The organism is Odoribacter sp. Z80, assembly GCF_009935865.1.
Lineage (GTDB): Bacteria > Bacteroidota > Bacteroidia > Bacteroidales > Marinifilaceae > Odoribacter.
In genome coordinates, this window is record NZ_QWEL01000003.1 from 140,331 (window position 1) to 167,096 (window position 26,766).

The following is a 26,766-nucleotide window of genomic DNA, read 5'->3' on the forward strand; positions in this document are numbered from 1 at the left end:
AGTAAAAAAGGGGTGAGTTAAAATGAAATTATTTTTAATAATTTTTTAGGTCTGGAAAACAAAGAAGAAGTAACGAAGCCGGAAATTCTTCACGAAGATATTTTAAGCCAGTGGAGATATGGGTTTTAACAGTATTTACAGAAATGCCTAATATTTCCGCTATTTCTTTGTATTTTTTACACTCGATAAGATAAAGAAACATCACTTCCCTGCACCTGTCCGGCAATGTTCCGATCCGCGCCTTGATTTTCAGAATCAATTCTTCATGTCCGGCATCATCGGCCGGTAAATAAACCTCTTCCGCTTCAGGTTTCTGTTCGGCGTGACGGACTTTCACTTTCAGGTGTTCCAGATAATTAATGGCTCTGTGACGGGTAAGACTAAGCAGATAGGGAAGTATCGGCTGAGCAAAATCAATTTCATCACGCCGGACCCATACCGTCAGAAAAACATCATGCACAACATCTTTGGCAACTTCCTCATCCTTCACAAAACTCATTGCATGAAAACACAACGATTTAAAAAATTCCCGGAAAGAATTTTCAAACAAAATCTTTACATCGCATGCTTCAGTCTCTCTCCCCATAACAACCTGAAAGATATTTTTGACATCCAAAGATAGTGCATTTGCCAAAAACAACAAAACAGAAAAAACACACATATTTTTCGGGATTCCGGGTTTTTAATGTAATTTTGTCAAAACGTCTTTTTATGGGGTTTCAGGGAAAAAACTTCAGGAGCAAGCACTATGGAAGATATACAAGCCATCAAACAACGTTTTGAAATAATCGGTCACAATACAGAACTCAACCGGGCGATAGACATCGCTACTCAGGTTGCTCCCACTGATTTGTCCGTACTGATTACCGGCGAAAGCGGGGTCGGAAAAGAAATTTTCCCCCGTATCATCCATGCTTACAGCAACAGGAAACATGCTCCTTATATCGCTGTAAACTGCGGAGCCATACCGGAAGGCACCATCGACTCCGAGCTTTTCGGTCATGAAAAAGGGGCTTTCACAGGTGCTGTCTCTGACCGGAAAGGCTATTTTGAAGTGACTGACGGAGGCACAATCTTTTTGGACGAGGTGGGAGAATTGCCCTTACCTACCCAAGCCCGTTTGCTCAGGGTGCTGGAAAGCGGGGAATTTATCCGGGTGGGTTCTTCAAAAGTACAAAAAACAAACGTACGGGTCATTGCCGCCACCAATCTGAATATCCCTCATGCCGTCAAAAACGGAAAATTCCGGGAAGACCTGTATTACAGGCTTAATACCATACCTATTACCATCCCCCCCCTACGAGAACGGAAAGAAGACATTCCCCTCCTTTTCCGTAAGTTCGCCGCAGACTTTGCAGAAAAATACCGCATGCCGGCTATCCGGCTGACCGAAGATGCAGTAAAAGAACTGCAAGCTTTTCGGTGGCCCGGAAATATCCGGCAATTGAAAAATATCACCGAACAAATTTCCATTATCGAACAGGAAAGAATTGTAGATGCTCCTACTTTGCATAAATACATCCCGGAAAATGATTCACTGTTGCCTACTTTAACCAATTCCCACGATAACGGAGATGGTAGTTTTGCTTCCGAACGGGAAATTCTGTATAAAATCCTTTTCGACATGAAAAAAGACATGAACGACATGAAAAGGCTCGTCTACGGTATGATGCAGAATGACAACCGACAAGAATCCGCCCCCGAACCGACCACATCCATCGTCCTCAGGAATCTGTACGACAACCCGCCCGTCAATATTCCGCCCAAGGTAGTCTCCCCAGCCTACCTCTCCGAAGATGAACACATGCAAGAATCGGAAGCCGTTATTGAAGAATCTTTCTCCATTGAAGAAAAAGAAAAAGAACTAATTTCAAAAGCGTTAGAAAAAAACCACGGTAAGCGTAAGCTTGCTGCAAAAGATTTGGGTATTTCCGAACGCACCCTTTACAGGAAATTAAAAGAATATGATTTAGAAAAATAAAATTATTTGTAGCTTTTAACAAAGAACTTTCAGCTTTTGGCTTCAAATTCCTATTTTTGTACTTGAAAAACACATTCATTTTACATGACGAGATTAAAATTTTTCCTTATTATACTTCTTGCTGCACTTTGTTGTAACTCCTGTAAACTGTACAAAGTCAGTTACTCCATGACCGGAGCCTCCATTTCCCCGGAAGTAAAAACCTTCTCCGTCGATTACTTCCCTAACAAAGCTCCTTTGGTAGTTCCTTATCTCAGTTCGTTGTTTACCGACGAATTAACCAACTATATGCGTTCCAAAACCGGCCTGACCCAAATGACGGACAATAACGGGGACATCCGCTTTGAAGGACAGATTACCAACTACTATCAGAGACCGATTGACATTACCTCCAACGAAATAGCGACTTCCAACCGGCTGACCATTGAAATCAGGGTAAAATACATCAATACCAAAGATGAAGACGCCGGTTTCGATTCCACTTTCTCCAATTATGCAGACTATTCTACCGAAGTAGATTTCAATTCCGTAGAAGAATCACTGATAAACGAAATACTGGAAAAAATCATTGACGATATTTACACCAAAGCACTTGTCAACTGGTAAACACCAAAAAACATTGAAACTGGCCACATGAAAGCCGAACGATTAATAGAGTTTACACACCATCCTGAAAAAATGAACCAAGAGGACTTACGGGAACTCGAAACCCTCCTTGGACGTTACCCTTATTTTCAGGCAGCACGTATACTTTATTTAAAAGGGCTTTCTCTGCAGGCAGGAGGACGTTTCCGAAACGAACTCCGTACCAGTACGGTACATCTCACTGACCATAAACAACTTTTTAAATACCTTGGCGGTCAAATCGAATTCGAACAAGGTACTTCCTCCGAAAAATCTGCATTAACGGAGCGCGTAGAAGAACGCATGCAGGAAATCTATGGACATACCGTTGTCAGCAACCAGGGCATTCCGGCTTATCCGAAAACCGAATCCCCGCAACCGGAAGAAGAGGAAATCATTACCCTGAATCTGGAAAACAGGCCGGACAAACCGTCATTTCCACAGGCCGGACCCACCGGGCCGATTTCCCGTCCACAGCCTCCCGCCAAAGAACCGAATATCATTTCCAATCCGATTATACTGGATAATATCCCTGGTATGGTAGACGACTATACCGATGAAACCACCACCGGCGAAGAATACGAAATCGTCCGGCATACGGGAAGTACTCCTTATGTCATTGAATCCGTCTCTGTAGCCGGAACTCCCGCTTCTCCCGAAGTGACCGAAAGCAAACCGGTTCCCAGTCTATCCATGGATGTCGATTTAGACTTTGAAAAAGAAGAAGCCGGAATAAATCTGGATATACCTGAAATTTTAAGCGGAGCCTACCGACTGACGGAAGAACAAACCGGAAACCACACGGAGAAGGATATTGAAAAAGAAAAACCAAGGAAAAAACGGAAAAATGCAGATGAACTGATTGAACGTTTTATTCAGACAGAACCCGTCATGCCTAAAATCACCGCTTCTCCGGCAGACAACAGGGATCTCTCCATGGAAAATCCGTACTCAGGCGAAGAACTGTTCAGCGAGACACTGGCCAAAATATATGTTCGTCAACACCTGTACGACAAAGCAATAGCAACTTATATAAAATTAAGTTTGAAATATCCGGAAAAAAGTGTTTACTTTGCAGACCGAATTGAAAAAATAAAAGAGAACCTTACTAATAAAGAATAACTATGTATACTGCAATTATTGTCCTGGTATTTATTATTTGTATATTACTGATATTGATTGTGCTGGTTCAGAATTCTAAAGGCGGAGGCCTTGCTTCCTCATTTGCATCTTCCAACCAAATCATGGGAGTAAGAAAGACAACCGACTTCCTGGAAAAAGCAACCTGGACACTTGCCGGCGGAATGATGACCTTATGTGTATTGGCTGTATTTTTTATACCGAAAAATACAACTACAGAACAATCTGCCATTGAAGAGCAGCTAAATGCACAGCCCATGCAACAACAAGCAATCCCAACTTTTCCGGGAGCTGCACCTATAGAAGAAAATAATACAGCCGGCGAAAATACCGCAGATGCTCCGACAGAATAAGAAACTGTCCGTATTTATCATATAAAATGTCAGTATGTCAGTCATACTGACATTTTTTATTCATAGACTGCCACATCCCCGACAGACACTCTGCATTTTGCTTTCATCCTATTTATCAGTTATTTATTTGATAAATTCTCAAAAAACAAGACAATTATATTTTACTTTGGCATGAAAAATGATTAAGAAAGGTGTTGTAACCTTAATAACGACCGATTCGTTAAGTCGCTATACAGTTGCGACAGGTAATAGAAAACTAAAATAATATTATAAACTTTAAATTTTAACATCATGACACTGAAAACCGTACTTAACAAAATCATTGTTGAGCCTGTTGAAGCAGAAACTGTAACCAAAGGCGGTATTATCATCCCGGACACCGCCCAGGAAAAACCCCAAAAAGGAACAGTCATTGCAACCGGTAAAGGAAAAGCAGACGAACCGATGGAAGTAAAAGCAGGTGATACTGTATTGTTCGGTAAATATTCCGGGACGGAAATCCATATTGACGACAAAAAATATTTGGTAATGAACCAAAGCGATATCCTGGTTGTATTATAATGACAACCGGACAGTAAAAACAAAATTATTAAACTACAATATCATGGCAAAAGAAATAAAATTCAATATCGAAGCCCGCGACCTGATGAAAAAAGGGGTAGACGAGCTGGCAAATGCAGTAAAAGTAACCCTCGGACCGAAAGGCCGCAATGTAGTCATTGAGAAGAAATTCGGAGCTCCACACATCACCAAAGACGGTGTAAGCGTAGCTAAAGAAATTGAACTGGCCGATCCGTATGCCAACATCGGTGCACAAATGGTCAAAGAAGTGGCTTCCAAAACCGGAGATGATGCCGGAGACGGTACGACCACAGCCACTATCCTGGCACAATCCATTATTAATGTAGGTTTGAAAAACGTTACTGCCGGTGCCAATCCGATGGAACTGAAAAGAGGTATCGACAAAGCCGTGGCTGCCGTAGTGAAACACCTGGAAAGCCAGAAAGAAGAAGTGGGTAACAACTTCGAAAAAATACGCCAGGTCGGCCGTATCTCTGCCAACGGTGACGAAACCATCGGTAACCTGATTGCCGAAGCCATGGAAAAAGTAGGCATCGAAGGTGTCATCACCGTTGAAGAAGCCAAAGGCACTGAAACTGAGGTGAAAACCGTAGGCGGTATGCAATTCGACCGCGGCTACATTTCCCCGTATTTCGTTACCGATAGCGAAAAAATGATTTGCGAATTCGAGAATCCGTATATCCTGCTTTACGACAAGAAGATTTCTTCCATGAAAGAATTGCTTCCCGTTCTGGAGCCCGTTGCCCAATCCGGCCGTGCCCTGCTGATTATTGCAGAAGACGTGGAAAGCGAAGCATTGGCCACATTGGTGGTAAACCGTCTGAGAGGTTCTCTGAAAATCGCTGCCGTAAAAGCACCGGGATTCGGTGACCGCCGCAAAGAGATGCTGGAAGACATCGCCATCCTGACCGGAGGTGTGGTAGCTTCTGAGGACAAGGGTATGAAATTGGAAAACCTGACCATTGACATGTTAGGCCGTGCCGATAAAGTCACCTTAGACAAAGAAAATACCACCATCGTGAAAGGTGCCGGTAAGAAAGAATTCATCCAGGAAAGAATTGAACAGATTAAGAAATTAATCGAAAACTCTACTTCCGACTACGATAAGGAAAAACTGAAAGAACGTTTAGCCAAATTGTCCGGTGGAGTAGCCGTATTATATGTAGGTGCCGCTTCTGAAGTGGAAATGAAAGAAAAGAAAGACCGCATCGACGACGCCCTGCACGCAACCCGCGCAGCCAGCGAAGAAGGTATCGTACCGGGAGGTGGTGTAGCCTACATCCGGGCACAAGCTGCTTTAGACGGCCTGAAAGGTGAAACTGAAGACGAAACCACCGGTATCGAAATTATCCGCCGTGCCATCGAAGAACCCCTCCGCCAGATTGCTTTCAATGCAGGCGTAGAAGGAGCCGTAGTGGTAAATAAAGTTCGCGAAGGAAAAGGCGATTTCGGATACAATGCCCGGAAAGACATTTATGAAGACCTGAAAAAAGCCGGAGTTATTGACCCGAAAAAAGTGACCCGCGTAGCTTTGGAAAATGCCGCTTCTATTGCCGGTATGTTCCTGACTACCGAATGTGTATTGGTGGAAGAAAAGAAGGACGAACCCGCAGCACCTGCCATGGGCGGAGGTATGCCGGGAATGATGTAATCCTTTTTCCATATCATCCAAACGGCCGGGGACAACTCCGGCCGTTTTTTTGCACAACAGCAATTCATATAATCGCCACACCCAAAAATGAGCCGGGAACAATACGTGACCACCGACAAAGCTATTGAAATATGAATAAAATGTCATATCTTCGTCATATCATTTAAAACTCCAAAGCCATGCCACTCCCACACCTTGTACGTTTTGACTGGGCGATGAAGCGTCTGCTCCGCCACAAAAGCAATTTCGTCGTACTTGAAGGTTTCCTCAGCAGCCTGTTTGAGGAAAAAATCACCATCTGTAACATCCTGGAAAGCGAAGGCAACAAAGAGGAATTTACCGACAAGTTCAACCGCGTCGATCTGTTGGCAGAAAACAGCAAAGGAGAACTGATTATCGTTGAAGTGCAGAACAACAGAGAACTGGACTATTTCCTGCGCATGCTGTACGGAGTCTCAAAAGCCGTTACAGAATACATTTCCGAAGGCGACCTGTATGAGAAGATTCGCAAAGTATATTCGGTGAATATCGTCTACTTCGACCTCGGCCAGGGAACAGATTATGTATATCACGGACGCACGGAATTCCGGGGTATCCATAACCATGACATATTGCAATTATCCAAACAACAGCGGGAACGGTTTATCTGTCAGGATGCAGGCGATTTATTCCCGGAATATTATGTGCTTCGTGTCAACGAATTTGACAAAAAAGCAGTGACCCCTTTGGATGAATGGATTGTTTTCCTGAAAACAGGAGAAATAGGCCAGAATTCCCAGGCTCCCGGTCTGGCAGAGGCCCGGGAACGGCTGAAATTTTCATCCTTAGACAAGAAGGACCGCGCCGCCTATCTCCGTAATATTGAGGATTTACGGGTACAGCGCAGCGTCATGGATACGGCATGGATGGAAGGCTTAGAAGAAGGAAGAATCACCGGAAGGGCGGAGGGCAGAATTGAGGGTAGAGCAGAGGGTAGGGTTGAAGGAAGAGCGGAAGGGAAGGCGGAAGGAAGGGCAGAAGGAAGGGCAGAAGGAAGGGCAGAAGGTCTGACCGAAGGTGAAGCCAAAGGCAGAAGCGAAAGCCGCAGGGAGATTGCACGGAACATGAAATCTATCGGAATAGCAACAGAGGTCATTACGCAGGCGACAGGCCTTTCTGCCGAGGAAATAGCACAATTATAAAACTATCCTTTGTAAACAACTATACTGTATAATTACAAAATTTATAAATCTTTCCGCCCCCTCACACGTTTCTTTTCTTAAAAAAGAAACTATGAAAACACACATCATCCTGGCAGGTATCTCTGCCCTGTCGTTTATCTTATCTTCAAATGCAGAGGCATGCACACGGGCGGTTTATCTCGGACCGGACAATATGGTGGTTACCGGCCGGACAATGGATTGGAAAGAAGACCTGAAATCCAACATCTATCTCTTCCCCCGGGGCATGAAAAGGGCCGGTGCCGACAAGGGGAATACGGTTCACTGGACCTCTAAATACGGCAGCGTCATCACCGCCGGTTACGACATCGGCACCTCAGACGGTATGAATGAAAAAGGCTTAGTAGCCAACATCCTTTACCTGACCGAATCTTCCTACGACCGGCCCGGCGACACCCGTCCGGTAATGGGTATCAGCATCTGGACCCAATACGTACTGGATAATTTTGCTACCGTGGACGAAGCCGTACAGGAATTGCGGAAAGAACTCTTCCGGATAGATGCCCCGGATATGCCCAACGGCGCAAAATCCCGGCTCCATCTGGCAATTTCCGACCCAACCGGTAATAGTGCCATATTCGAATACATCGACGGAAAACTGATTATACACGAAGGCCGGGAGTGCCAGATTATGACCAACTCCCCCACTTACGAACAACAAATCACACTCAACAATTATTGGCAGCAAATCGGAGGACTGACCATGCTTCCGGGTACAAACCGGGCTGCCGACCGTTTCGTCCGCGCCTCTTTTTACATCAATGCCATCCCGCAGACCTCCGACCAGCGGGAAGCGGTGGCGGGTGTGTTCAGTGTGATGCGCAATGTGTCTGTGCCCTTAGGAATCTCCACCCCGGACCAGCCGAATATCGCCTCCACCCGCTGGCGCACCGTCTCCGACCAGAAAAATAAAGTCTATTTCTTCGAATCCACCCTAAACCCGAATATTTTCTGGATTACCTTCGCAGACTTAGATTTTTCTCCCGGCGCACCGGTGAAAAAACTGAAACTGGCCGACGGAGAAATATACGCAGGCAATGCAGCGTCCCGGTTTGTGGAAAGCCAACCGTTTCAATTCCTGTTCAAGTAATCCCCCACTACAAAAAGAGTGTCAAAAGCAACCCTGCCTTCCTGACACTCTTTTTCATTTGCCGTCCTTTCTTTTTTTTAATCCTCATGAATTCTTTACTGTAATCCTTTCGTAATCTAAACGAGTTTTTTACTTTTACGGTCGCAAATAGTCGAAATCTTAAAAGTGCTAAAATGGATTATGGTATCTTTGAGTTGCTGAAACTCATAGGCTCACTGGGAGTTTTCCTCTATGGAATGAAACTCATGAGTGAATCCCTTCAAAAACTTGCCGGCAATAAAATGCGTCAGATATTGACGGCAATGACTTCCAACCGCGTAACAGGTGTTCTCACCGGTATTTTTATCACAGCCCTCATCCAAAGCTCTTCGGCCACAACCGTTATGGTAGTCAGTTTTGTCAACGCCGGTTTATTAGACTTAGTCGGTTCCATTGGCGTCATTCTCGGAGCAAACGTGGGAACCACAGTAACAAGCTGGCTGGTGGCAGTCCTGGGATTAGGAAAATTCAGCATGAGCGATTTGGCACTCCCCATCATCGGATGTACCCTACCCTTACTATTTTCCAAAAAACGTTCCCGGAAAAACTGGGGTGAAATGTTTGTCGGATTCGGGCTTCTGTTCCTGGCCCTGCGGTTTCTGCAGGAAAGCATGCCGACCAACCTGCACGATTATCCGGGAGTAGGCGATTTCATCCAGAAAATCAGTTTCCTCGGCTTCCGTTCATGGATGATATTTTTGTTGATTGGTGCGGTATTGACCACTATCTTCCAGTCTTCCTCCGCAACGGTCGCGCTGACTTTAGTGATTTGTTCCAAAGGCTGGATTGGTTATGAGGATGCGGCAGCCATGATTATGGGTGAAAATATCGGAACCACCATTACCGCCAATTTAGCGGCAGCCGTGGCCAACGTACAGGCCAAACGGGCTGCCCTGGCACACTTTATCATCAATGTATTCGGGGTTATCTGGCTATTTGCCATTTTCACTCCTTTCCTGCATATGATCGGGGATTTATGCGTCACCTTGCACATTTCACGGTATAATCCCATTTATTCCGACCCGGCTTTACTCCGGGAAACCTTTTCTCCCGAAGCACGTGCAGGAGTCACCGCCTCCATCAATGCGGCCATGCCCCTCGTACTTTCTTTATTCAATACCTTAGCCAAAGGCATTAATGTAACCATACTGATCTGGTTTACCCAACTTCTGGCCAAAATCGTCAGCCGGATAATTCCCCCGAAAGCAGGTGAAGACACTTTCAAACTCAAACACATTAAAATCGGGTTATTATCTACTCCGGACGCTTCCCTGTTCCAGGCCAAGCAGGAAATATCGCTGTACGGACAAAATACACTGGAAATGTATCACAAAATGGTACAGGGGTTCGACATGCCGCGGGGAGAATATGAAAAAATGTTCGAGCAATTACAACAGATGGAAGACGAAAGCGACGTGGTGGAAGTCGAAATTGCAGACTATCTGACAAAAGTGTCCGAGTCAAAGCTCTCCACCGAAAACTCCCAACGGGTAAGAGCCATGTTCAAAATCGTATCTGAAATAGAAAGTGTTGCCGATTCCATTCTCAATGTGGCCAAAGCCATTAACCGCAGGAATGAACAAAACATTCCTTTCCCGGAAGCACTGTCCAACAAACTGAAACACATGTTTACCCTGATTGACGACTCCATCGTCACCATGTGTTCCAACCTGAACACAGAATACACCCAGGTAAACTCCAAAAAGGCCTATAGCCTGGAACAAGCCATCAATGATTACCGTACAATCCTCAAACAGGAACATTTAATCGCTGTAGAAGAAAAAAGGTACGACTATTCCATGGGAATCATATACGCCGATATGTTCTCCGAATGTGAAAAAATCGGTGATTATACCATAAACGTAACCCAAGCTATCAAGGAAATCGGACACGATGAATAAATAAATTATGGATTATAGCTTTTTTGACTTTTTAAAACTCATCGGTTCCTTAGGGGTATTCCTCTTCGGTATGAAACTCATGAGTGAGGCCCTGCAAAAAGTAGCCGGCACCAAAATGCGGCAAATCCTGTCGGCCATGACCTCTAACCGGATAAAAGGAGTCCTTACCGGTATACTGATTACCGCCATCATCCAGAGCAGTTCCGCCACCACAGTCATGGTAGTCAGTTTTGTCAATGCCGGATTGCTGAACCTGATTGAATCCATCGGGGTCATCATGGGAGCCAATGTAGGTACCACTATCACCGCCTGGCTCATCTCAGTTTTAGGCTTCAAAGTGAGCATGTCCGAAATTTCCCTGCCGCTCATCGGTCTGTGTCTCCCCCTGTTGTTTTCCAAAAAACGCTCCCGCAAAAGCTGGGGGGAACTCATCATCGGTTTCGGCCTTCTGTTTATCGGTCTGGAATTCCTGAAAAATTCCATGCCCAATCTCCAGGATAATCCCGAAATCTTTACTTTCCTGCAGGAATATGCCGATATGGGATATGCGTCCTATATCCTTTTCGTACTGATTGGTACAATACTGACCATATTGATTCAGTCCTCCTCGGCTACGATGGCTCTTACGTTGGTCATGTGCGCCAACGGATGGATCAGTTTCGAGATTGCGGCATCCATGGTTTTAGGGGAAAACATCGGTACTACCGTTACGGCAAACCTGGCGGCGATGGTGGCTAATACAACCGCCAAAAGGGCAGCCTTCGCCCATTTCGTCTTCAATGTATTCGGCGTCATCTGGGTACTGTCCATCTTTCCCTTCTTTCTCCGGTGGATTGAGCAATTGAGCGTCTTTCTGGGAATCGGCAACCCCACCACCCAGATCGAAGCGGCACCGATGGCCCTGTCGCTCTTCCACACCGTATTCAACATCACCAATCTTCTTATCCTTATCTGGTTTACGAAATGGATTGCCTGCATTGTCAGTAAAATCATTCCCATGAAAGAAAAGGGAGAAGACGCTTTCACCCTCAAACACATTAAAATCGGGTTGCTGTCAACCCCCGATGCCTCTCTGTTCCAGGCCAAGGAAGAAATCGTCCTTTATGGTAAAAACACCCGCGACATGTTCCACCGGGTAACCGAATGCCTGGACCTTTCCCCGAAAGACTTCGACCAGCCTTTTGAGAAACTGACTAAAATGGAGGACGAAAGCGACAACGTGGAAATTGAGATAGCGAACTACCTGACCAAAGTGTCCGAGTCGAAACTTTCTACGGAGAACTCCAAACGAATCCGGTCCATGTTTAAAATTGTTTCCGAAATTGAAAGCATCGCTGATTCCTCCCTGAACGTTGCCAAAACCATCTACCGGCGTAACGAGCAGCACGTCACTTTCCCGGAGGAACTGACCCGGAAACTGAAGCATATGTTTGCCCTGGTGGAGGAAACCTTAGACGTCATGTGCAACAACCTGGCCATGGAATACAAAACGGTAAACGCCAAAAAAGCCTATGAAATGGAAAAAGCCATCAACGATTACCGGACTGTCCTGAAACAGGAACACTTGATTGCCATTGAAGAGAAAAAATACGATTACCCCACCGGCATCCTCTACAATGACATGTTTTCCGAATGCGAGAAAATCGGCGACTTCGCCATTAACGTCACTCAGGCGGTCAAAGAAATCGGATACGACGAATAATACGGCGACGGGAACCGATTCTGAAAATAACGGTTTGCAATATTTCTTTCTCTTCCCGGCACTGAACCCCTCCGGTTTGTTTTATACATTCACAAATTTATTCTACTTTTGCACCGTCAAATCATATGTGTACCGACCGGACACAAACCGGTTGTACATGGATATTAAAACACAAGCATTATGGCACAGGAAGATGTATTTAAAAAATTGGTAGCCCACTGCAAAGAATACGGATTTGTTTTTCCGTCATCGGACATATATGACGGCCTGGGGGCTGTGTATGACTACGGGCAGTACGGCGTGGAACTGAAAAACAATATCAAGAGATACTGGTGGGAATCCATGGTCCGGTTGCACGAAAACATCGTCGGGATTGATTCCGCCATTTTCATGCACCCCACCATCTGGAAAGCTTCCGGCCACGTGGATGCTTTTAACGACCCGTTGATTGACAACAAAGATTCCAAAAAACGGTATCGGGCGGATGTGCTCATCGAAGACCAGATTGCGAAATACGAGGAGAAGATAGAAAAGGACGTGGAAAAAGCCCGCAAGCGCTTTGGCGAGAAATTTGACGAAGCGCTGTTCCGCCAGACCAATCCCCAGATTCTGGAACATGCACGCAAACGCGACGCCCTCCACGAAAGGATGTCCAACGCCTTGAACAACAACGACCTGAACGAGGTACGCCAGATTATCTTAGATGAAAAAATCGTGTGCCCGATTTCAGGGACATGCAACTGGACGGAAGTACGCCAGTTCAACCTGATGTTTGCCACCGAAATGGGTTCCACTGCCGAAGGTGCCAGTAAAATCTACCTGCGTCCCGAAACGGCACAGGGCATCTTTGTGAATTTCCTGAATGTTCAGAAAACCGGACGCATGAAAATTCCTTTCGGAATAGCACAAATCGGTAAGGCGTTCCGGAACGAAATCGTAGCCCGGCAGTTCATTTTCCGGATGCGCGAGTTCGAGCAAATGGAAATGCAGTTCTTCGTGCGTCCAGGCTCCGAATTGGAATGGTTCAAAAAATGGAAAACCACCCGGATGCGCTGGCATCAGTTGCTCGGCTTCGGCGAAGAAAATTACCGTTTCCACGATCACGAAAAACTGGCTCATTATGCAAATGCGGCCACAGACATCGAATACAGGTTTCCTTTCGGTTTCAAAGAAGTGGAAGGTATTCATTCCCGCACCGACTTCGACCTGTCGCAACATCAGAAATTCTCGGGCAAAAAAATCCAATATTTCGACACCGAACTGAACGAATCGTACGTTCCCTATGTCATTGAAACCTCCATCGGTGTGGACCGGATGTTCCTGCAAATCATGTCGGCCGCCTATTGCGAAGAGGATCTAAGTAAGGATGGGAAACAGGATTCGCGCGTAGTCCTGCGCCTGCCGGCAGCCCTTGCCCCGGTGAAAATGGCCGTGATGCCTTTGGTGAAAAAAGATGGTCTCCCGGAAAAAGCCCAGGAAATCATGGACCTGCTGAAATACGATTTCAACTGCCAGTACGACGAGAAAGACTCCATCGGCAAACGCTACCGCCGGCAAGATGCCATCGGTACACCGTTCTGCATCACCATCGACCATCAGACACTGGAAGATAACGCCGTCACCATCCGCGACCGTGACACTATGCAACAGGAACGCGTTGCCATTGACCGGCTTTCCGGCATCCTGAAAGAAAAATGCGACATGCAGACTTTACTCAGAAAAATAAACGGGTAATCTCACAACTCCCAAATGCGGTAATGCCCGACAGTAATAATAAACTAAGAAAAAGTCCCGGTAATCAAATTCCGAGACTTTTTTCTTTCCCCATACTGGAAAAAGGTCTGCAAACCTTCGCAGCAAGTGTATTCAACAAATCGGCCTATTTCATTGAAAAAGGGATCACCCGTTCCTTCTGGTTGGTGAACGGCGAGGAATAGTTATTAAAATACATTTCACATGGCGTCTGGATCAGTCTTACAAAAAAATTCTTCCGCAGCGTACACCGACAGCAAACCCCATTATGAACTATTAGACGGTTTACGGGGCGTAGCGGCCCTATTGGTGTTGTGGTATCACGTATACGAAGGTTTCGCGTTCGCCGGGGGGACTCCGGTTGTGGGAGGACTCAATCACGGCTATTTGGCGGTGGATTTCTTTTTCATGCTGTCCGGTTTTGTCATCGGGTATGCCTATGACGACCGTTGGAAGAGCCATCTGACCTTAGGCAACTTTTTCAAGCGCCGGTTGATAAGGCTCCATCCCATGGTGGTGCTGGGCGCATTATGGGGGGCCGTCTGCTTTTTCCTGCAAGGGAGCACGCAATGGGACGGTACACACGTATCCGTACCGACGGTGATGATTGCATTGCTGTGTGCTCTGTTCCTCATTCCGGTCGTGCCGGGAGCAGGCTGGGACGTGCGCGGCAACAGCGAAGCCTTTCCACTGAACGGTCCTGCATGGTCGCTTTTTTTCGAGTACATCGGCAACCTGCTTTACGCCCTGTTTATACGCCGTCTTTCCACGAAAGCGCTGACGTGGCTCGTTATCCTGCTGGGAATAGGGCTGACGGCTTTTGCATGGCTCAATGTATCGGGCTACGGCAACATCGGCGTGGGTTGGAGCATGTACGACGCCGGATTCGGCAGCGGTTTGCTGCGCATGCTTTTCCCGTTCTCCATGGGGATTCTGTTGTCCCGCCGTTTCAAACCGGGCAGGATAAAGGGTGCCTTCTGGATTTGCTCGGCCATCCTGTGGGCCCTGTTTCTCATCCCACACATCGGGAGTGAAGGAAAGATCTGTCTGAACGGCGTTTACGAATCTTTCTGCATCATCGTCGTATTCCCCGTATTGGTGTGGGCAGGGGCCTCCGGTCATACTACGGACCCGCTATCCTCGCGTATCTGTAAGTTTCTCGGGGATATATCCTTTCCGCTCTATATCATCCATTATCCGGCCATGTACCTTTTTTATGCCTGGCTCATCAGGCAGCAGCTTTTCACGCTGGCAGACACCTGGCCGGTAGCCGTCGGGGTATGCCTCGGCAATATATTGTTGGCTTATGTATACCTCAAGGTATATGACGAACCGGTACGGAAGTGGTTAGCCAAAAAGTTCATCGTGTCCCGGAAACAGCACGGAGAGGCCTCCCATATACCGCGTTCAGAATAATACCCCCATAGGTAAAAATTACCGGCATATCAATATCTGTCTTTCCCGATTTTCAGGTTATTTTTATCTCCTGCCGACACAAAAGCCCGTCCCCGTGTATCTTCAGGCCTGAAATTTGCCGGGGATTCCTACGTATGGTTCCGCCGGGGATTGGCCTCTATAGGTCCGGTACTCCTCCGGTATTGGTGCGGTACTCCTCCGGTATACCTTCGGTACTCCTCCGGTCGCCACCGCAGGAGTACCGCACCAATACCGCTCCACATCCGCAGCGATGCAAGACAAACCCCGGCGTATGTCACGATATGAACCGCTTCCCAGAGGATGCCGGGCAAAAGGGAGAGTACCGGAAAGTCCGGAATAATACCGCAGGGCTCTACTTCGGGTCTCCTTTTTTCCTGAAATCTTCCGGATAGTCAACCGGATTAATCACCCTGCCTCCTTTCAGACGCACCCAGGTTCTCACCCCATGCCGTCCCTCGGTCATCTCAATCACACGTGCCCCGTTGGGCAGGTCATTGTACACGGTATTTCCCCCGGTGTAACGTCCATACCCCAATAAAATTCCTTTCCAGTCCACAACATAATCGTTATCATGGTCATGCCCCACAAATATCCCGACTATATCTCTCTGTTCTTTCATGGCAGCAAACATACCACTATTCAGCGCCGGAGCACAGGCTTTTTCCATCCGGGTACCAACCAGCACGGCTTCCTCATCGCCAGCTGCCTGATTGTATTCCGGCAGAGGGATGTGGAAAAAAGCCAAAGAGGGCAACGGCCGTCCCCCGTTAGCTTCGGTATACTTCCGGCTGTTGTCGCGGTACCACGCTATCTGGTCCGGTTTTAAAAAGTCATATCCCCTGACTCCTTTCACCGAGGAATAGGAATGGGAGTCAAAACAATACAACACGAGAGCCGCCTTGTCCCCGCAGGAAGATTTCACGGGTAATATAAAATTGGTCTCTCCGCTGATTCCATCCGCCCGAGCAGTCAGATTGTAAGGTATCGTCCGGATGACTTCCAGCAATTCCCCGCGGGACATTCCCTGTTCATCGTCGTGATTTCCACAGACCACCCCGAAAGGGATTTTCCGTTTGGCTACCAATTCCAACACAGTCCTCATCCCCTGCTCTGCCGGGGCGGAATAAATGACATCTCCCGTAAAAATGACAAAATCCGGGTTTTCCGCATCCAACACTTCATTTATCCGCTCCAACGCAATATCCGAAGCAGGATTCCCATATCTGAAATGCACATCGGTAAACTGTACTATCTTAAATTTCCCCTCGCGGTTAAATCTCAGTTCCGGACCTCCCGCCTCCGCCGGCCGGCCCATACACCAAGTCAGTAAAAACATCACTGCAATTCGTTTCATCAGCATATTCATTTATTGGATTCACCCCATAAAGATACAATAAAATCAACATCCGGGAAAGGCGCTCAAAATACATGGACCGAACAGAACGACAAAAGATTACCTTATTCCTTTACTTTTTCCGGCCGGGTACGTATACCTGAAACCGGAAAATGGTTTCAATTTAATCACAAGAAGATGAAGAAAAAAGCGGCAATTGCGTTGTTGGCCGTGCTGACGGCCGGGATTTGCGTTCAGGCACAAAAGGTGAATGTGGTTTCTGTGTCGCAGGAGCGGGACACCCACAATTTCTACACTTTGATGAAAGAGGCTTTTCCATTGGCTTTCAAAGACCCGGCGGCACCCCGTTTTATCTTCTTCGACGACAACAAAAACTTTCTTTTCGGAATCGGCGGTTATGTCCAGATGAATGCAGCGTATGATTTCAATGGTTTGCCGGATTACAATTCGTTCATCACATCGCAGATTACCCCCAACGGAGAACAATCCGGGGCGAGCTACGGCATGACATTGGAGCAATCGACACTGTTTTTTAAACTGCTCGGGAATACAAGGGCCGGAAGGTTGGTTTCTTACATAGAAATGCAATTTGAAGGACCGGACAATACCCCGAAATTACAGCAAGCTTTCGTGCAATTCAAAGGTCTCACCGTAGGAAAAGCGTGGAGCACATTCGGAGACATGACATCGGTACCCTCCACCATCGACCAGGAGGGGCCGGGCAGTGCCATCGAGGTGCGCCAGCCGATGATTCGCTACACTGTTCCGTTCTCCGCCCGTTTCCAAGCCTCACTGGCTTTAGAGTATGCAGAACCTTCCTACACCACAGGCAACCACGCCAAAAGCATCCGCCAAAAGATCCCGGACATTCCCCTCAACATCCGGTATACCCTGAAAAACAACGGGCATCTGCAAGCCGCAGCCATCCTGCGAAACATCAGTTACGGGAATGCGGTGACGGACAAGGACAAAATACGTACAGGCTGGGGCGTGACGGGCAGCGGAAACATTCCCCTGAATAAAAACAACCGTTTTATGTTCCAGGGGGTGTACGGACAGGGAATCGCCCATTACATTCAGGACATCAGTGTGCTGGGGTATGACCTGATTCCCGGCAACCACACAGAAGGAAAACTTATCGCTCCCACGGTGTGGGGCGTTTTCGGAGCCATACAGCACAATTGGAATCCCCGTCTTTATTCCTCACTGATTTACAGTTACACCCGGATGCAAACCCGCAAAACGCTGACGGCCACCGATTATAAATACGCCCAATATGCTGCAGCCAACCTCCTCTGGATGTTTACGGAATTCGGCACGACGGGCATAGAGTATGAATACGGCCGCCGGACCAATTTCGACAGCCGCTACGGGAATGGCAACCGGATAAATATCATGGTTCAGTACCGGTTCTGAGCGGCAGGACCTTCCTGTTACCCGCCATTTTCATCCGTCGGGAAGGGAAGGTGCAGACAGGCTAAAACCGCCCTGCGGTCCCGGATGAGCTGCTGCTGTAACCCCTGGGTATCATTAAATCTGCGTTCTCCTCTCAGGCGGGCAACCAAAGCGATATGCAGTTCCCCGCCATAAATATCCTGATGAAAACCGAAGATATGCACTTCTATCCGGGCAATACCGGAACTGCTCACCGTTGGCCGGACACCGATATTGAGCATTCCGCCATACGTTTCCTCCCCCACCCTCACTTTCACGGCATACACCCCGGAGGCCGGCAGTTGTTTCCGGATGTCTTTCAACTGTATATTGGCAGTCGGGAAGCCCAGCGTGCGGCCGATTTTATCACCCTCCGTCACCTTGCCGGACAGGGTATAGGAATAGCCCAGGAATTCGTTTGCACGGGCAATATCCCCTATTTGCAGGGCATTCCGGATTTTGGTGGAACTGATGTTAATTTGATGTTCCTCATAGACTTCCTCCTGTTCCAAATAAAAACGGTACCGGGCCGACAGCTCCTTCAACCGCTCAAAAGTGCCTTCCCTATTTTTACCGAAGCGGTGGTCATAACCGATAATCAATCCAGTTATTCCCAAACAGTCCACCAAAATATGCCGGACAAACTCATCGTATTCCAGGTCGGCCAGCGAACGGGTAAACGGAAGGATGACGAGGTGTTCCACCCCCAAAGCATCCAGGATTTCCGCTTTTTCCTCCAAAGAAGTCAGGATGCCGGGCGCTTCTTCCTGCGGATACAACACTTCGCGCGGATGGGGCTCAAAACTGATGATAACCGTCTCCCCCTGCAAGCGGCCTGCCACTTTCTTTAAGGATTCTATCACCTGAACATGCCCTTTGTGTACACCGTCAAAACTGCCGATGGTGACCACCGGGCGAAGGATATGTATATTTTCCGTTCCGTAATGAATCTGCATTCCTACTTTCATTCTTCTGTTCCGCATGCAAAAATAAGAAATTGTAAAACAGGAACAGCGGTTATAGCCTTTTATTTGAAATTCCGCTACAACCGCTGTTCTTTTTTATCCGGAAACGCCCTGTCTATCCGCACTTGGAATAACCGCAGGTTTTACAGGTCAGGCAACCTTCCTGATAAACCAACGGAGCACCGCAATGTTCGCATTTCTCACCGGTAGCCTCTGTTCCGTTCGGTATGTATTTCTTCAATGCTCTTTCAACACCGTTTTTCCAGGTATTGATGTTCTCATTGTCGAATTCCATGGAAGCCACCAATTCTACTGCCTGATGAACGGGCATACCGTGACGCAACACTCCGGAAATGAGTTTCGCGTAGTTCCAGTATTCTTTGTCAAATTTGTAAGATAACCCTTCCACCGTGGTCTTGAATCCGCGTTTGTTCTGGAACTGGAAGTCGTAACGGGAATTTCTTTCCTCGTCATAATGTTTGACAATCTTACCGGAAACCACTGCTTTAGGGAGCATAATCCCCTCTTCATCATCGGCGATACCTGTAAAGATTTCGTAAGGACGTCCGTTATACAAACCGATAAAGGCAATCCATTTCTCCTTGTTATTCTGGAAACGAACCACATCGGCATCCAATTCCATCGGTCGTTTTGCCGGCATTTCTGCCTCAGGAGAGGCTGCTTGTTTTTTATCTTTGTTAGACACCAGGACACCGGCACGCGAACCGTCCCGATAGACCGTACATCCCTTACATCCGCTCTTCCAAGCCTCGATATAAAGCTGTCCCACCAATTCCTCGGTCACATCCGAAGGCAGGTTGACGGTAACGCTGATGGAATGGTCCACCCATTTCTGCACCTGTCCCTGCATCCGAACCTTAGCCACCCAATCGATGTCATTGGAAGTAGCCTTATAGTAGGGAGATTCGGCCACCAACTGGTCGATTTCTTCATCGGAATAGTGCTTAGTCGTATCGTACCCGTTGATTTTCATCCATTCGGAGAATTTATGGTGGAATACGATAAATTCCTCGTAACTGTCGCCCGATTCATCAACGAAATCAATCCGCACATTCTGGTCATTCGGATTCACTTTTCTTCTGCGTTTGTAGACGGGCAGGAAAACGGGCTCGATTCCCGAAGTCGTCTGGGTCATCAGACTGGTAGTTCCGGTAGGAGCAATAGTCAGACAAGCGATATTACGACGTCCGTACTTCACCATATCCGTATATAAATCGGCATCCGCTTCTTTGAGGCGTCTGATGAAAGGATTGTTTTCCTCCCTGCGGGTTTCATAAATTTTGAAGCTGCCGCGGTCTTTGGCTAAGTATACGGATGCGCGGTAAGCCTCCACGGCCAGTGTCCTCTGTATATCCACTGCAAAATCAATGGCATCATCGCTGCCATAGCGCAAACCGAGGGCAGCCAGCATATCGCCTTCAGCAGTGATACCCACTCCGGTACGGCGTCCTTCTTTGGCTTTCTGTTTGATTTTTTCCCACAAACGGATTTCCACGCCTTTCACCTCGTCCGTTTCGGGGTCTGCGTGTACTTTATCGAGGATGGCATCAATTTTTTCCAATTCAAGGTCAATGATGTCATCCATAATACGCTGTGCAACAGCTATATGTTTTCTGAACAGGGGAAAATCAAAGAAAGCCCCTTTGGTGAAGGGATTCTGTACATAGGAATAAAGATTTATGGCTAACAGACGACAGGAATCGTACGGACACAACGGAATTTCTCCGCAAGGATTGGTAGAAACGGTACGGTATCCTTTATCCGCATAGCAATCGGGTACACTCTCGCGGATGATGGTATCCCAAAAGAGGATGCCCGGTTCTGCCGATTTCCAGGCATTATGCACGATTTTATTCCACAATTGTTTGGCATTGATGTTCTTGGTATATTTCGGATCGTCGGAATACACCGGATATTTCTGCAGATATTCCTGTTCATTGATCACCGCCCGCATGAACTCGTCATCAATCTTTACAGATACGTTGGCTCCGGTCACTTTCCCTTCTGTCATTTTTGCATCAATGAAACTTTCGGAATCAGGGTGATTGATGGAAACGCTCAGCATCAAGGCTCCGCGCCGTCCGTCCTGGGCTACCTCCCGGGTGGAATTGGAATAACGTTCCATGAAAGGTACAATACCGGTGGAAGTCAACGCCGAATTTTTCACCGGCGAGCCTTTGGGACGGATATGGGATAAATCATGTCCGACTCCACCGCGGCGTTTCATCAGCTGCACCTGTTCCTGGTCGATTTTCATCACCCCGCCGTAGGAATCGGAAGGCCCCTCGTTACCTATGACAAAACAATTGGAAAGGGAAGCAATCTGAAACTCGTTGCCGATACCGGTCATCGGCCCTCCCTGGGGCACGATATATTTAAAATCGCGCAACACTTCAAAAATATCGTCTTCGCTCAACGGATTCGGATAACGGTTTTCTATCCGGGCAATCTCTCCCGCCAGGCGACGGTGCATATCATCCGGATTCTTTTCAAAAATATTTCCATAAGAATCTTTCAAAGCATACTTATTTACCCAAACCCGGGCTGCCAACTCATCCCCGTTGAAGTAAGTCAGTGAACTCTGAAAAGCTTCTTCCTGCGTATACGTTTCCCGCTCTTTCATTACATGTTCATTCATAGCCTGTTATTTTTTTATTCGATTATTCTGCAATAGGACGTTGCAAAGATATAGAAAAAGAGGATTAATCTGAAAACTTTCAAACAACATTTTTATCAAAGTTTTCCAAAATAAAATATTAAATCATTAATAATCAAATATTTAAATTCAACACTAAATACAGAAAGTTTTCCAAAATAATATTCTGAATATAAATAAAATTTAAAAAAAACAAATATCCAGGAAAATATCTGTTTATTTTATACTCATTTTCTTCCGAACATTTATTCTTGTTTCCTCCTTTGCCGTACCTATTTCCTAAATAGCCTTCCGGATGAATTTCCCGCAAAAAAACCTCTGATTCACCTTCCATAAATCACCCCGTTTATTTTTTACTTTTCATTTTTTTGACTTATCTTTGCGGCTCCCATCGGGTATGGGAGAGTATTAATTTTTTAAATTAAAAAAATGGCTACAAAAATCAGATTAGCAAGACACGGACGTAAAGGACGTCCATTCTACCATGTAGTGGTAGCAGACAGCAAAGCACCGCGCGATGGTCGTTACATTGAAAAAATCGGAACTTATGATCCGAACACCAATCCGGCTACTATCGAGCTCAAATTTGACAGAGCATTGTATTGGTTACAGGTAGGTGCACAACCAACTGAAACAACCACCAGAATTTTGTCATACAAAGGTGTATTATTGAAAAAACACTTGCTGGAAGGCGTAAAGAAAGGTGCTTTTGATGAAGCTGCTGCCGAAGCCAAATTCGAAGCCTGGGTGAAAGAAAAAAATGCAAAGATTCAGGCAAAAATCCAGAAACTGGCTCAAGCCGGCGATTCTGTAGCTAAAGCTCGTCTGGAAGCTGAAGCTAAAGTACGCGCTACTAAGGAAGAAGCCATTGCAAAGAAAAAAGCTGAATTAGCTGCTGCAGAAGCTGCTAAGAAAGCAGAAGAGGAAGCAGCTGCCGCTCCGGCAGAAGAGACTGCTGAAACTGAGGCCCCGGCTGCAGAAGCAGAAACTCCGGCTGCAGAATAACTTCTTTGCAATGATTACACGGGAAGATTGCATTAAAATAGGCGAAGTAACCAAAACCCACCACCTGGACGGGAGTGTAATTATTTCAACAAACAGCAATCTGCTCGAAAAATATGCAGATAAACCGGTGTTCCTCCAATTGGACGGGGCACCGGTTCCTTTTTTTATTTCCGAAAACGGATTAAATCCCAGAAACCATACTTCTTATATTGTTAAATTCGATTATGTAGATACACTGGCCCAAGCCGAACGCTTAACGGGATGTGATGTTTTGCTTGAAAAAACATTGCTGGAAGGAGAAGAGGAAGAAATGGAAGAGGATATCTATTGCTTAATCGGGTTTCAGGTAAAAGACCGGGTTTCAAGTGCCGAGGGGGAGGTAACGGACGTTGCTGATTATTCAGGCAATATTGTACTTACTCTGGCCATTTCAGGCAAAGAGGTCCTTTTACCCTTTTCCGGACATTATATCACAGATGTGGATATGAAACACCGCCGGCTGGAAGTCCAGATTCCGCCGGAACTGACAGAATTGAATTAATTTCTGAATATACTGACAAATAACAGGATATTCAAAAAGGTAACAATTCCTCCCAAAATATAAAGTACCCACTTAGTTGAAGCCTGATTTTTATATTTGCCCATCACTTTTTCAGAAGAGGTAAGGTATACTTGCAGAAAAATAGTAACCGGCAACTGGATACTCAGAACCATCTGAGAGTATATCAACCCCATAAACGGATTGGAAACCAGCATAATCACCAGGAGCGCCACCACCAGCGACAGCAATACTCCCAAACGGGAATGAATGTCTTTGATGTCATAAGGTTCCCGGAAAATCCCCGCAAAAATCGAACCGGCTGCCATTCCTGAGGTGATTGTCGAAGCAACTCCGGCAAATAACAGTGCCACCGCAAAAATGACCGCAGCATGATTTCCCAGAAGGGGTTGCAATAATACGCTGGCATCCTGCAATTCGTTCACAGAACTGCCATTCCTGAAAAAAACAGCCGCAGCCAATAGAATCATGGCACTGTTGATAGCCCAACCGATCATCATGGAAAAGAAAGTATCCCAGAATTCATAGCGTAATTGTTTACGAATCACCCGGTCGTCTTTCAGGTTCCATTGGCGACTCTGGATGATTTCCGAGTGCAAAAACAGGTTGTGCGGCATAACCACAGCCCCCAGGACACTCATGATTACGACCATTGACCCTGAAGGAAAAGAAGGAGTAACCCAGGCCCGGGCTGCCTCTCCCCAGTCGATATGTACCAAAGAAAGTTCGTAGATGAAAGACAGGCCTATGATAGAAACAAAAGCAATAATCCAACGCTCAATTACCCGATAGGAGTTGGTAAAAAGCATGATCGTGACAAAAACCGTTACCAGAATAGCCCCTATTCTTACCGGTATCCGGAACAGCATCTCCAAAGCAATGGCCCCACCCAGAATTTCCGCTAATGATGTAGATACAGACGCCCCCATAGCTGTCCACAACATCCCCCGGGCATAGGGAGGGCGGATGAATTTTGCAGTCGCCTCCGAAAGGCACAAACCCGTTGCAATCCCCAAATGAGCCACATTGTGTTGCAGGATAATCAACATCACTGTAGACAGTGACACCATCCATAGTAAAGTGTAACCATAATCTGCTCCGGCTGCCAGATTCGATGCCCAGTTACCAGGATCTATAAATCCTACGGTAACCAACAATCCCGGACCAATGTATTTCAATATCTCAAGTCCTCCGAATCGCGGCTGGTGTCTGTCCGCATGTAAAAATTTCCGGATAAAACCGAATCCCATCTTTACTCAGGTTTTGTATTATTGTTTCTTATATGCAAAAATACGGAATAATCGGTAAAGTATTTATCATTATTTTATAGTATTCATCCATAATACGTACAATCCTGTCAAAACCACCATAGTTGCGGTCACCGTCCGGTTTATACCAACGGCTTTCCGGTAATCTTCTTCAGTTAATTCACGGTTACAGTCGCCGATGTAAGGTTTTCCGACCAGAATTCCATGATAGACATGTGCCCCTCCGAACCGGCAATTCAGGATTCCCGCCATCGCAGCTTCCGGGAAACCAGCATTCGGACTGGCATGCATGCGGCCATACCGCAGCACAAACCGCACAAGCCCGGGACGATACGCTACACCCACCATCAACAGGGCAGTCAAGCGAGCCGGTATATAATTCAGTACATCATCCAAACGGGCTGACCAGCAACCGAATTGCCTGTAACGTTCATCTTTATAGCCAATCATGGAATCGAGGGTATTCACCATTTTATACGCCATCATAGCAGGAAAACCACCCAGTGCATAATAAAATAAGGGTGCCACCACACCGTCACTCAGGTTTTCAGCCATGGTTTCCAGTACCGCTGTATAAATTTCTTTGACGGACAATTGGGAAGTATCCCTGCCGACAATCCAGGAAAGACGTTTACGCCCTGCTTCAATCCCCTGTTCTTTTAATGTTTTTATCACTTCCCCCCCTTCCTGTATCAGGCTACGGCTTGCCAAACCATAAAAAACAAAAACGGCAGCCACGGCAATATAGCACCACATTCCGACAAACATTGCCCCACACCCTATCGTCCAGGCTGCAACAAACACAATCGCAGGATAAAGCAAAGCTATAACCGCACCTTTTAATTGCCGGCCAACCCCACAATTCCAATGCTTCTCCACCCACGCAATCATATATCCGAATCCCACCACGGGATGGGGCAACCGGCGGGGATCACCCAAAAGCAAATCAAGCACATAGCCCGCCACAAGAGGAAACAAAACAATTAAGCTATTCATAAACGACCCATTTTGAAATATCCATCTGTTTTAAGGCCTCCACCAACCACTGGTTTTTCTCGTCTGTCAACGTATTCACCCGGAAATAATGGTTATTCAGTCCCCGGAAATTTGAGGCATCACGAATCAACAAGCCATGCTCCTGTAAAAGGTAACGTTTCAATGTCCGGCTGTCATAGTCTGTTTCAATCAAAAAGAATGATGTACCCGAAGGCAAAGGCCGGAATCCCGGAATCGCGGCAATTCCGGCTGAGAAATTCCGTTGACGCCGCCAGAGGTCCGACGCATCGGGTAAAATCCTTTCCCCTTCCTGCAACAGATATTTTCCGGCTTCTATGGCCAAAACGTTGACAGACCAGGGATGTCTGAAACCACCTATCCTCTGTATCTGCTCCGAAGCCCCCAACATATATCCCAAACGTAAACCGGGAATAGCATAACATTTCGTCATGGACCTCACCACCAGCAGATTGGGGTATTCTTTCAGAAAAGGCAGGACAGAAGGCCTTCCCGGTACAAAATGAATAAACGACTCATCTACGACTAAAACCATATCCGGATGATTTTCCAGCAAAGCTTTTATCTCCTCTTTTTTCCAGACCCGTCCGTCGGGATTATTCGGATTGCAAATGAACATCAAACCGACAGATGCCGGTATATCCCTTATTCCACAAAAATCAACAAATTCAACCCGATGGCGGTATAATGTACAGGCATCTTCATATTCTGTAAAGGAAGGAACCGGAATAACAGTATGTTTTTGTGAAAAAGCATGCGCAATGGTATAAAATAATTCTGTAGCACCATTCCCTACCAGTACATTCCCTTCCTCCATACCATGGTAAGCCGCCACCGCTTTCCGGAAAGAACCCGCATCGGGTTCAGGATAATGAAATACCTGCTTCAGATGTGCGGTCAGAAATTTATACAGAAACCCAAGGTCTGCCCCATACCATACATTCGTAGAAAAGTTTGCTTTTATTTCCACCTCTGTTCTATACAAGTCGTCACCATGTCCGAAAATCATATTTTCCCC

General features: G+C 46.5%; 23 protein-coding genes and 1 pseudogene. 16 read left to right on the forward strand and 8 right to left on the reverse strand.

Annotated elements, in window-relative coordinates:
- Positions 1–34 precede the first annotated feature (34 nt).
- Positions 35–586 carry an RNA polymerase sigma-70 factor gene (locus D1136_RS04130; protein ID WP_161876363.1) on the reverse strand — a complete coding sequence of 184 codons (552 nt, stop codon included), beginning with the start codon at positions 584–586 and terminating at the stop codon, positions 35–37.
- A 162-nt stretch (positions 587–748) separates the two neighbouring features.
- Between D1136_RS04130 and D1136_RS04135 the strand changes: the two genes are divergently transcribed.
- The 13 genes and pseudogenes from D1136_RS04135 to D1136_RS04195 all read left to right on the forward strand — a co-directional run bounded on the left by D1136_RS04135 (position 749) and on the right by D1136_RS04195 (position 15,451).
- Positions 749–1,981, forward strand: coding sequence for a sigma-54-dependent Fis family transcriptional regulator (locus D1136_RS04135; protein ID WP_161876364.1), 1,233 nt, complete (start codon positions 749–751; stop codon positions 1,979–1,981).
- 84 nt (positions 1,982–2,065) lie between these two features.
- Complete coding sequence (locus D1136_RS04140) at positions 2,066–2,587, forward strand: LptE family protein (RefSeq protein WP_161876365.1); 522 nt, start codon at positions 2,066–2,068, stop codon at positions 2,585–2,587.
- 27 nt (positions 2,588–2,614) lie between these two features.
- On the forward strand, positions 2,615–3,727 hold the full coding sequence (locus D1136_RS11010; protein WP_161876366.1) for a hypothetical protein: 1,113 nt from the start codon (positions 2,615–2,617) through the stop codon (positions 3,725–3,727).
- Positions 3,728–3,729: 2 nt separating this feature from the next.
- A complete protein-coding gene (secG, locus tag D1136_RS04150; protein WP_161876367.1) occupies positions 3,730–4,098 on the forward strand; it encodes a preprotein translocase subunit SecG in 369 nt (122 codons plus the stop codon).
- A 291-nt stretch (positions 4,099–4,389) separates the two neighbouring features.
- Positions 4,390–4,659, forward strand: coding sequence for a co-chaperone GroES (groES, locus tag D1136_RS04155; RefSeq protein WP_161876368.1), 270 nt, complete (start codon positions 4,390–4,392; stop codon positions 4,657–4,659).
- Between the two features lie 43 nt (positions 4,660–4,702).
- On the forward strand, positions 4,703–6,331 hold the full coding sequence (gene groL, locus D1136_RS04160; RefSeq protein WP_161876369.1) for a chaperonin GroEL: 1,629 nt from the start codon (positions 4,703–4,705) through the stop codon (positions 6,329–6,331).
- Positions 6,332–6,510: 179 nt separating this feature from the next.
- The gene (locus D1136_RS04165; protein WP_161876370.1) at positions 6,511–7,512 is read left to right on the forward strand and encodes an Rpn family recombination-promoting nuclease/putative transposase; all 1,002 of its coding nucleotides are present in this window, start codon (positions 6,511–6,513) and stop codon (positions 7,510–7,512) included.
- 91 nt (positions 7,513–7,603) lie between these two features.
- Positions 7,604–8,641: a linear amide C-N hydrolase gene (locus tag D1136_RS04170; RefSeq protein ID WP_161876371.1), complete on the forward strand. Its 1,038-nt coding sequence runs from the start codon at positions 7,604–7,606 to the stop codon at positions 8,639–8,641.
- Positions 8,642–8,814: 173 nt separating this feature from the next.
- Positions 8,815–10,581 (forward strand): Na/Pi cotransporter family protein, encoded by a 1,767-nt coding sequence (locus D1136_RS04175; protein WP_161876372.1) that lies wholly within the window; start codon positions 8,815–8,817, stop codon positions 10,579–10,581.
- Between the two features lie 7 nt (positions 10,582–10,588).
- Positions 10,589–12,283 carry a Na/Pi cotransporter family protein gene (locus tag D1136_RS04180; RefSeq protein ID WP_161876373.1) on the forward strand — a complete coding sequence of 565 codons (1,695 nt, stop codon included), beginning with the start codon at positions 10,589–10,591 and terminating at the stop codon, positions 12,281–12,283.
- 180 nt (positions 12,284–12,463) lie between these two features.
- On the forward strand, positions 12,464–14,017 hold the full coding sequence (locus D1136_RS04185; protein WP_161876374.1) for a glycine--tRNA ligase: 1,554 nt from the start codon (positions 12,464–12,466) through the stop codon (positions 14,015–14,017).
- 131 nt (positions 14,018–14,148) lie between these two features.
- Positions 14,149–14,217 (forward strand): annotated as a pseudogene (locus D1136_RS11015) (Crp/Fnr family transcriptional regulator); the annotation flags it as partial.
- 22 nt (positions 14,218–14,239) lie between these two features.
- Entirely contained in the window at positions 14,240–15,451 is a 1,212-nt protein-coding gene (locus D1136_RS04195; RefSeq protein ID WP_161876375.1) for an acyltransferase, read from the forward strand.
- A gap of 102 nt (positions 15,452–15,553) precedes the next feature.
- On the opposite strand, the gene D1136_RS04200 is transcribed toward D1136_RS04195, so the two are convergent.
- Together D1136_RS04200 and D1136_RS04205 are read right to left on the reverse strand one after the other, a co-directional pair.
- Positions 15,554–15,868: a hypothetical protein gene (locus D1136_RS04200; protein WP_161876376.1), complete on the reverse strand. Its 315-nt coding sequence runs from the start codon at positions 15,866–15,868 to the stop codon at positions 15,554–15,556.
- A complete protein-coding gene (locus D1136_RS04205; protein WP_161876377.1) occupies positions 15,825–16,826 on the reverse strand; it encodes a metallophosphoesterase family protein in 1,002 nt (333 codons plus the stop codon). Before D1136_RS04205 ends, D1136_RS04200 begins: the two co-directional genes overlap by 44 nt.
- A gap of 177 nt (positions 16,827–17,003) precedes the next feature.
- Between D1136_RS04205 and D1136_RS04210 the strand changes: the two genes are divergently transcribed.
- Positions 17,004–18,242, forward strand: coding sequence for a DcaP family trimeric outer membrane transporter (locus tag D1136_RS04210; protein WP_161876378.1), 1,239 nt, complete (start codon positions 17,004–17,006; stop codon positions 18,240–18,242).
- Positions 18,243–18,259: 17 nt separating this feature from the next.
- Here D1136_RS04210 and D1136_RS04215 read toward each other — a convergent pair whose 3' ends face one another.
- Both D1136_RS04215 and D1136_RS04220 read right to left on the reverse strand, forming a co-directional pair.
- Positions 18,260–19,243, reverse strand: coding sequence for a bifunctional riboflavin kinase/FAD synthetase (locus D1136_RS04215; protein ID WP_237566984.1), 984 nt, complete (start codon positions 19,241–19,243; stop codon positions 18,260–18,262).
- A 97-nt stretch (positions 19,244–19,340) separates the two neighbouring features.
- Positions 19,341–21,869 carry an adenosylcobalamin-dependent ribonucleoside-diphosphate reductase gene (locus D1136_RS04220; RefSeq protein ID WP_202623061.1) on the reverse strand — a complete coding sequence of 843 codons (2,529 nt, stop codon included), beginning with the start codon at positions 21,867–21,869 and terminating at the stop codon, positions 19,341–19,343.
- 462 nt (positions 21,870–22,331) lie between these two features.
- Between D1136_RS04220 and D1136_RS04225 the strand changes: the two genes are divergently transcribed.
- Entirely contained in the window at positions 22,332–22,907 is a 576-nt protein-coding gene (locus D1136_RS04225) for a 30S ribosomal protein S16 (protein WP_161876380.1), read from the forward strand.
- Positions 22,908–22,917: 10 nt separating this feature from the next.
- Positions 22,918–23,448, forward strand: coding sequence for a ribosome maturation factor RimM (gene rimM, locus D1136_RS04230; protein WP_161876381.1), 531 nt, complete (start codon positions 22,918–22,920; stop codon positions 23,446–23,448).
- Here the strand turns inward: rimM and D1136_RS04235 are convergent.
- The 3 genes from D1136_RS04235 to D1136_RS04245 all read right to left on the reverse strand — a co-directional run bounded on the left by D1136_RS04235 (position 23,445) and on the right by D1136_RS04245 (position 26,757).
- Entirely contained in the window at positions 23,445–24,716 is a 1,272-nt protein-coding gene (locus tag D1136_RS04235) for an Nramp family divalent metal transporter (protein ID WP_161876382.1), read from the reverse strand. The genes rimM and D1136_RS04235 overlap by 4 nt on opposite strands.
- 69 nt (positions 24,717–24,785) lie before the next feature.
- Complete coding sequence (gene cbiB / locus D1136_RS04240; protein WP_161876383.1) at positions 24,786–25,730, reverse strand: adenosylcobinamide-phosphate synthase CbiB; 945 nt, start codon at positions 25,728–25,730, stop codon at positions 24,786–24,788.
- Positions 25,723–26,757 carry a threonine-phosphate decarboxylase gene (locus D1136_RS04245; RefSeq protein ID WP_161876384.1) on the reverse strand — a complete coding sequence of 345 codons (1,035 nt, stop codon included), beginning with the start codon at positions 26,755–26,757 and terminating at the stop codon, positions 25,723–25,725. Before D1136_RS04245 ends, cbiB begins: the two co-directional genes overlap by 8 nt.
- Positions 26,758–26,766: the final 9 nt, after the last annotated feature.

What these genes read in the sequence shown, in the direction of transcription:
- D1136_RS04140 (WP_161876365.1), top strand. Translation starts at nt 2,066, where the DNA reads ATGACGAGATTAAAATTTTTCCTTATTATACTTCTTGCTGCACTTTGT.
- D1136_RS04205 (WP_161876377.1), bottom strand. Translation starts at nt 16,826, where the DNA reads ATGAAACGAATTGCAGTGATGTTTTTACTGACTTGGTGTATGGGCCGG.
- D1136_RS04215 (WP_237566984.1), bottom strand. Translation starts at nt 19,243, where the DNA reads ATGCGGAACAGAAGAATGAAAGTAGGAATGCAGATTCATTACGGAACG.
- D1136_RS11010 (WP_161876366.1), top strand. Translation starts at nt 2,615, where the DNA reads ATGAAAGCCGAACGATTAATAGAGTTTACACACCATCCTGAAAAAATG.
- D1136_RS04210 (WP_161876378.1), top strand. Translation starts at nt 17,004, where the DNA reads ATGAAGAAAAAAGCGGCAATTGCGTTGTTGGCCGTGCTGACGGCCGGG.
- secG (WP_161876367.1), top strand. Translation starts at nt 3,730, where the DNA reads ATGTATACTGCAATTATTGTCCTGGTATTTATTATTTGTATATTACTG.
- D1136_RS04170 (WP_161876371.1), top strand. Translation starts at nt 7,604, where the DNA reads ATGAAAACACACATCATCCTGGCAGGTATCTCTGCCCTGTCGTTTATC.
- groES (WP_161876368.1), top strand. Translation starts at nt 4,390, where the DNA reads ATGACACTGAAAACCGTACTTAACAAAATCATTGTTGAGCCTGTTGAA.
- D1136_RS04130 (WP_161876363.1), bottom strand. Translation starts at nt 586, where the DNA reads ATGGGGAGAGAGACTGAAGCATGCGATGTAAAGATTTTGTTTGAAAAT.
- D1136_RS04185 (WP_161876374.1), top strand. Translation starts at nt 12,464, where the DNA reads ATGGCACAGGAAGATGTATTTAAAAAATTGGTAGCCCACTGCAAAGAA.
- D1136_RS04135 (WP_161876364.1), top strand. Translation starts at nt 749, where the DNA reads ATGGAAGATATACAAGCCATCAAACAACGTTTTGAAATAATCGGTCAC.
- D1136_RS04175 (WP_161876372.1), top strand. Translation starts at nt 8,815, where the DNA reads ATGGATTATGGTATCTTTGAGTTGCTGAAACTCATAGGCTCACTGGGA.
- D1136_RS04220 (WP_202623061.1), bottom strand. Translation starts at nt 21,869, where the DNA reads ATGAAAGAGCGGGAAACGTATACGCAGGAAGAAGCTTTTCAGAGTTCA.
- cbiB (WP_161876383.1), bottom strand. Translation starts at nt 25,730, where the DNA reads ATGAATAGCTTAATTGTTTTGTTTCCTCTTGTGGCGGGCTATGTGCTT.
- rimM (WP_161876381.1), top strand. Translation starts at nt 22,918, where the DNA reads ATGATTACACGGGAAGATTGCATTAAAATAGGCGAAGTAACCAAAACC.
- D1136_RS04225 (WP_161876380.1), top strand. Translation starts at nt 22,332, where the DNA reads ATGGCTACAAAAATCAGATTAGCAAGACACGGACGTAAAGGACGTCCA.
- D1136_RS04180 (WP_161876373.1), top strand. Translation starts at nt 10,589, where the DNA reads ATGGATTATAGCTTTTTTGACTTTTTAAAACTCATCGGTTCCTTAGGG.
- D1136_RS04195 (WP_161876375.1), top strand. Translation starts at nt 14,240, where the DNA reads ATGGCGTCTGGATCAGTCTTACAAAAAAATTCTTCCGCAGCGTACACC.
- D1136_RS04235 (WP_161876382.1), bottom strand. Translation starts at nt 24,716, where the DNA reads ATGGGATTCGGTTTTATCCGGAAATTTTTACATGCGGACAGACACCAG.
- D1136_RS04165 (WP_161876370.1), top strand. Translation starts at nt 6,511, where the DNA reads ATGCCACTCCCACACCTTGTACGTTTTGACTGGGCGATGAAGCGTCTG.
- D1136_RS04245 (WP_161876384.1), bottom strand. Translation starts at nt 26,757, where the DNA reads ATGATTTTCGGACATGGTGACGACTTGTATAGAACAGAGGTGGAAATA.
- groL (WP_161876369.1), top strand. Translation starts at nt 4,703, where the DNA reads ATGGCAAAAGAAATAAAATTCAATATCGAAGCCCGCGACCTGATGAAA.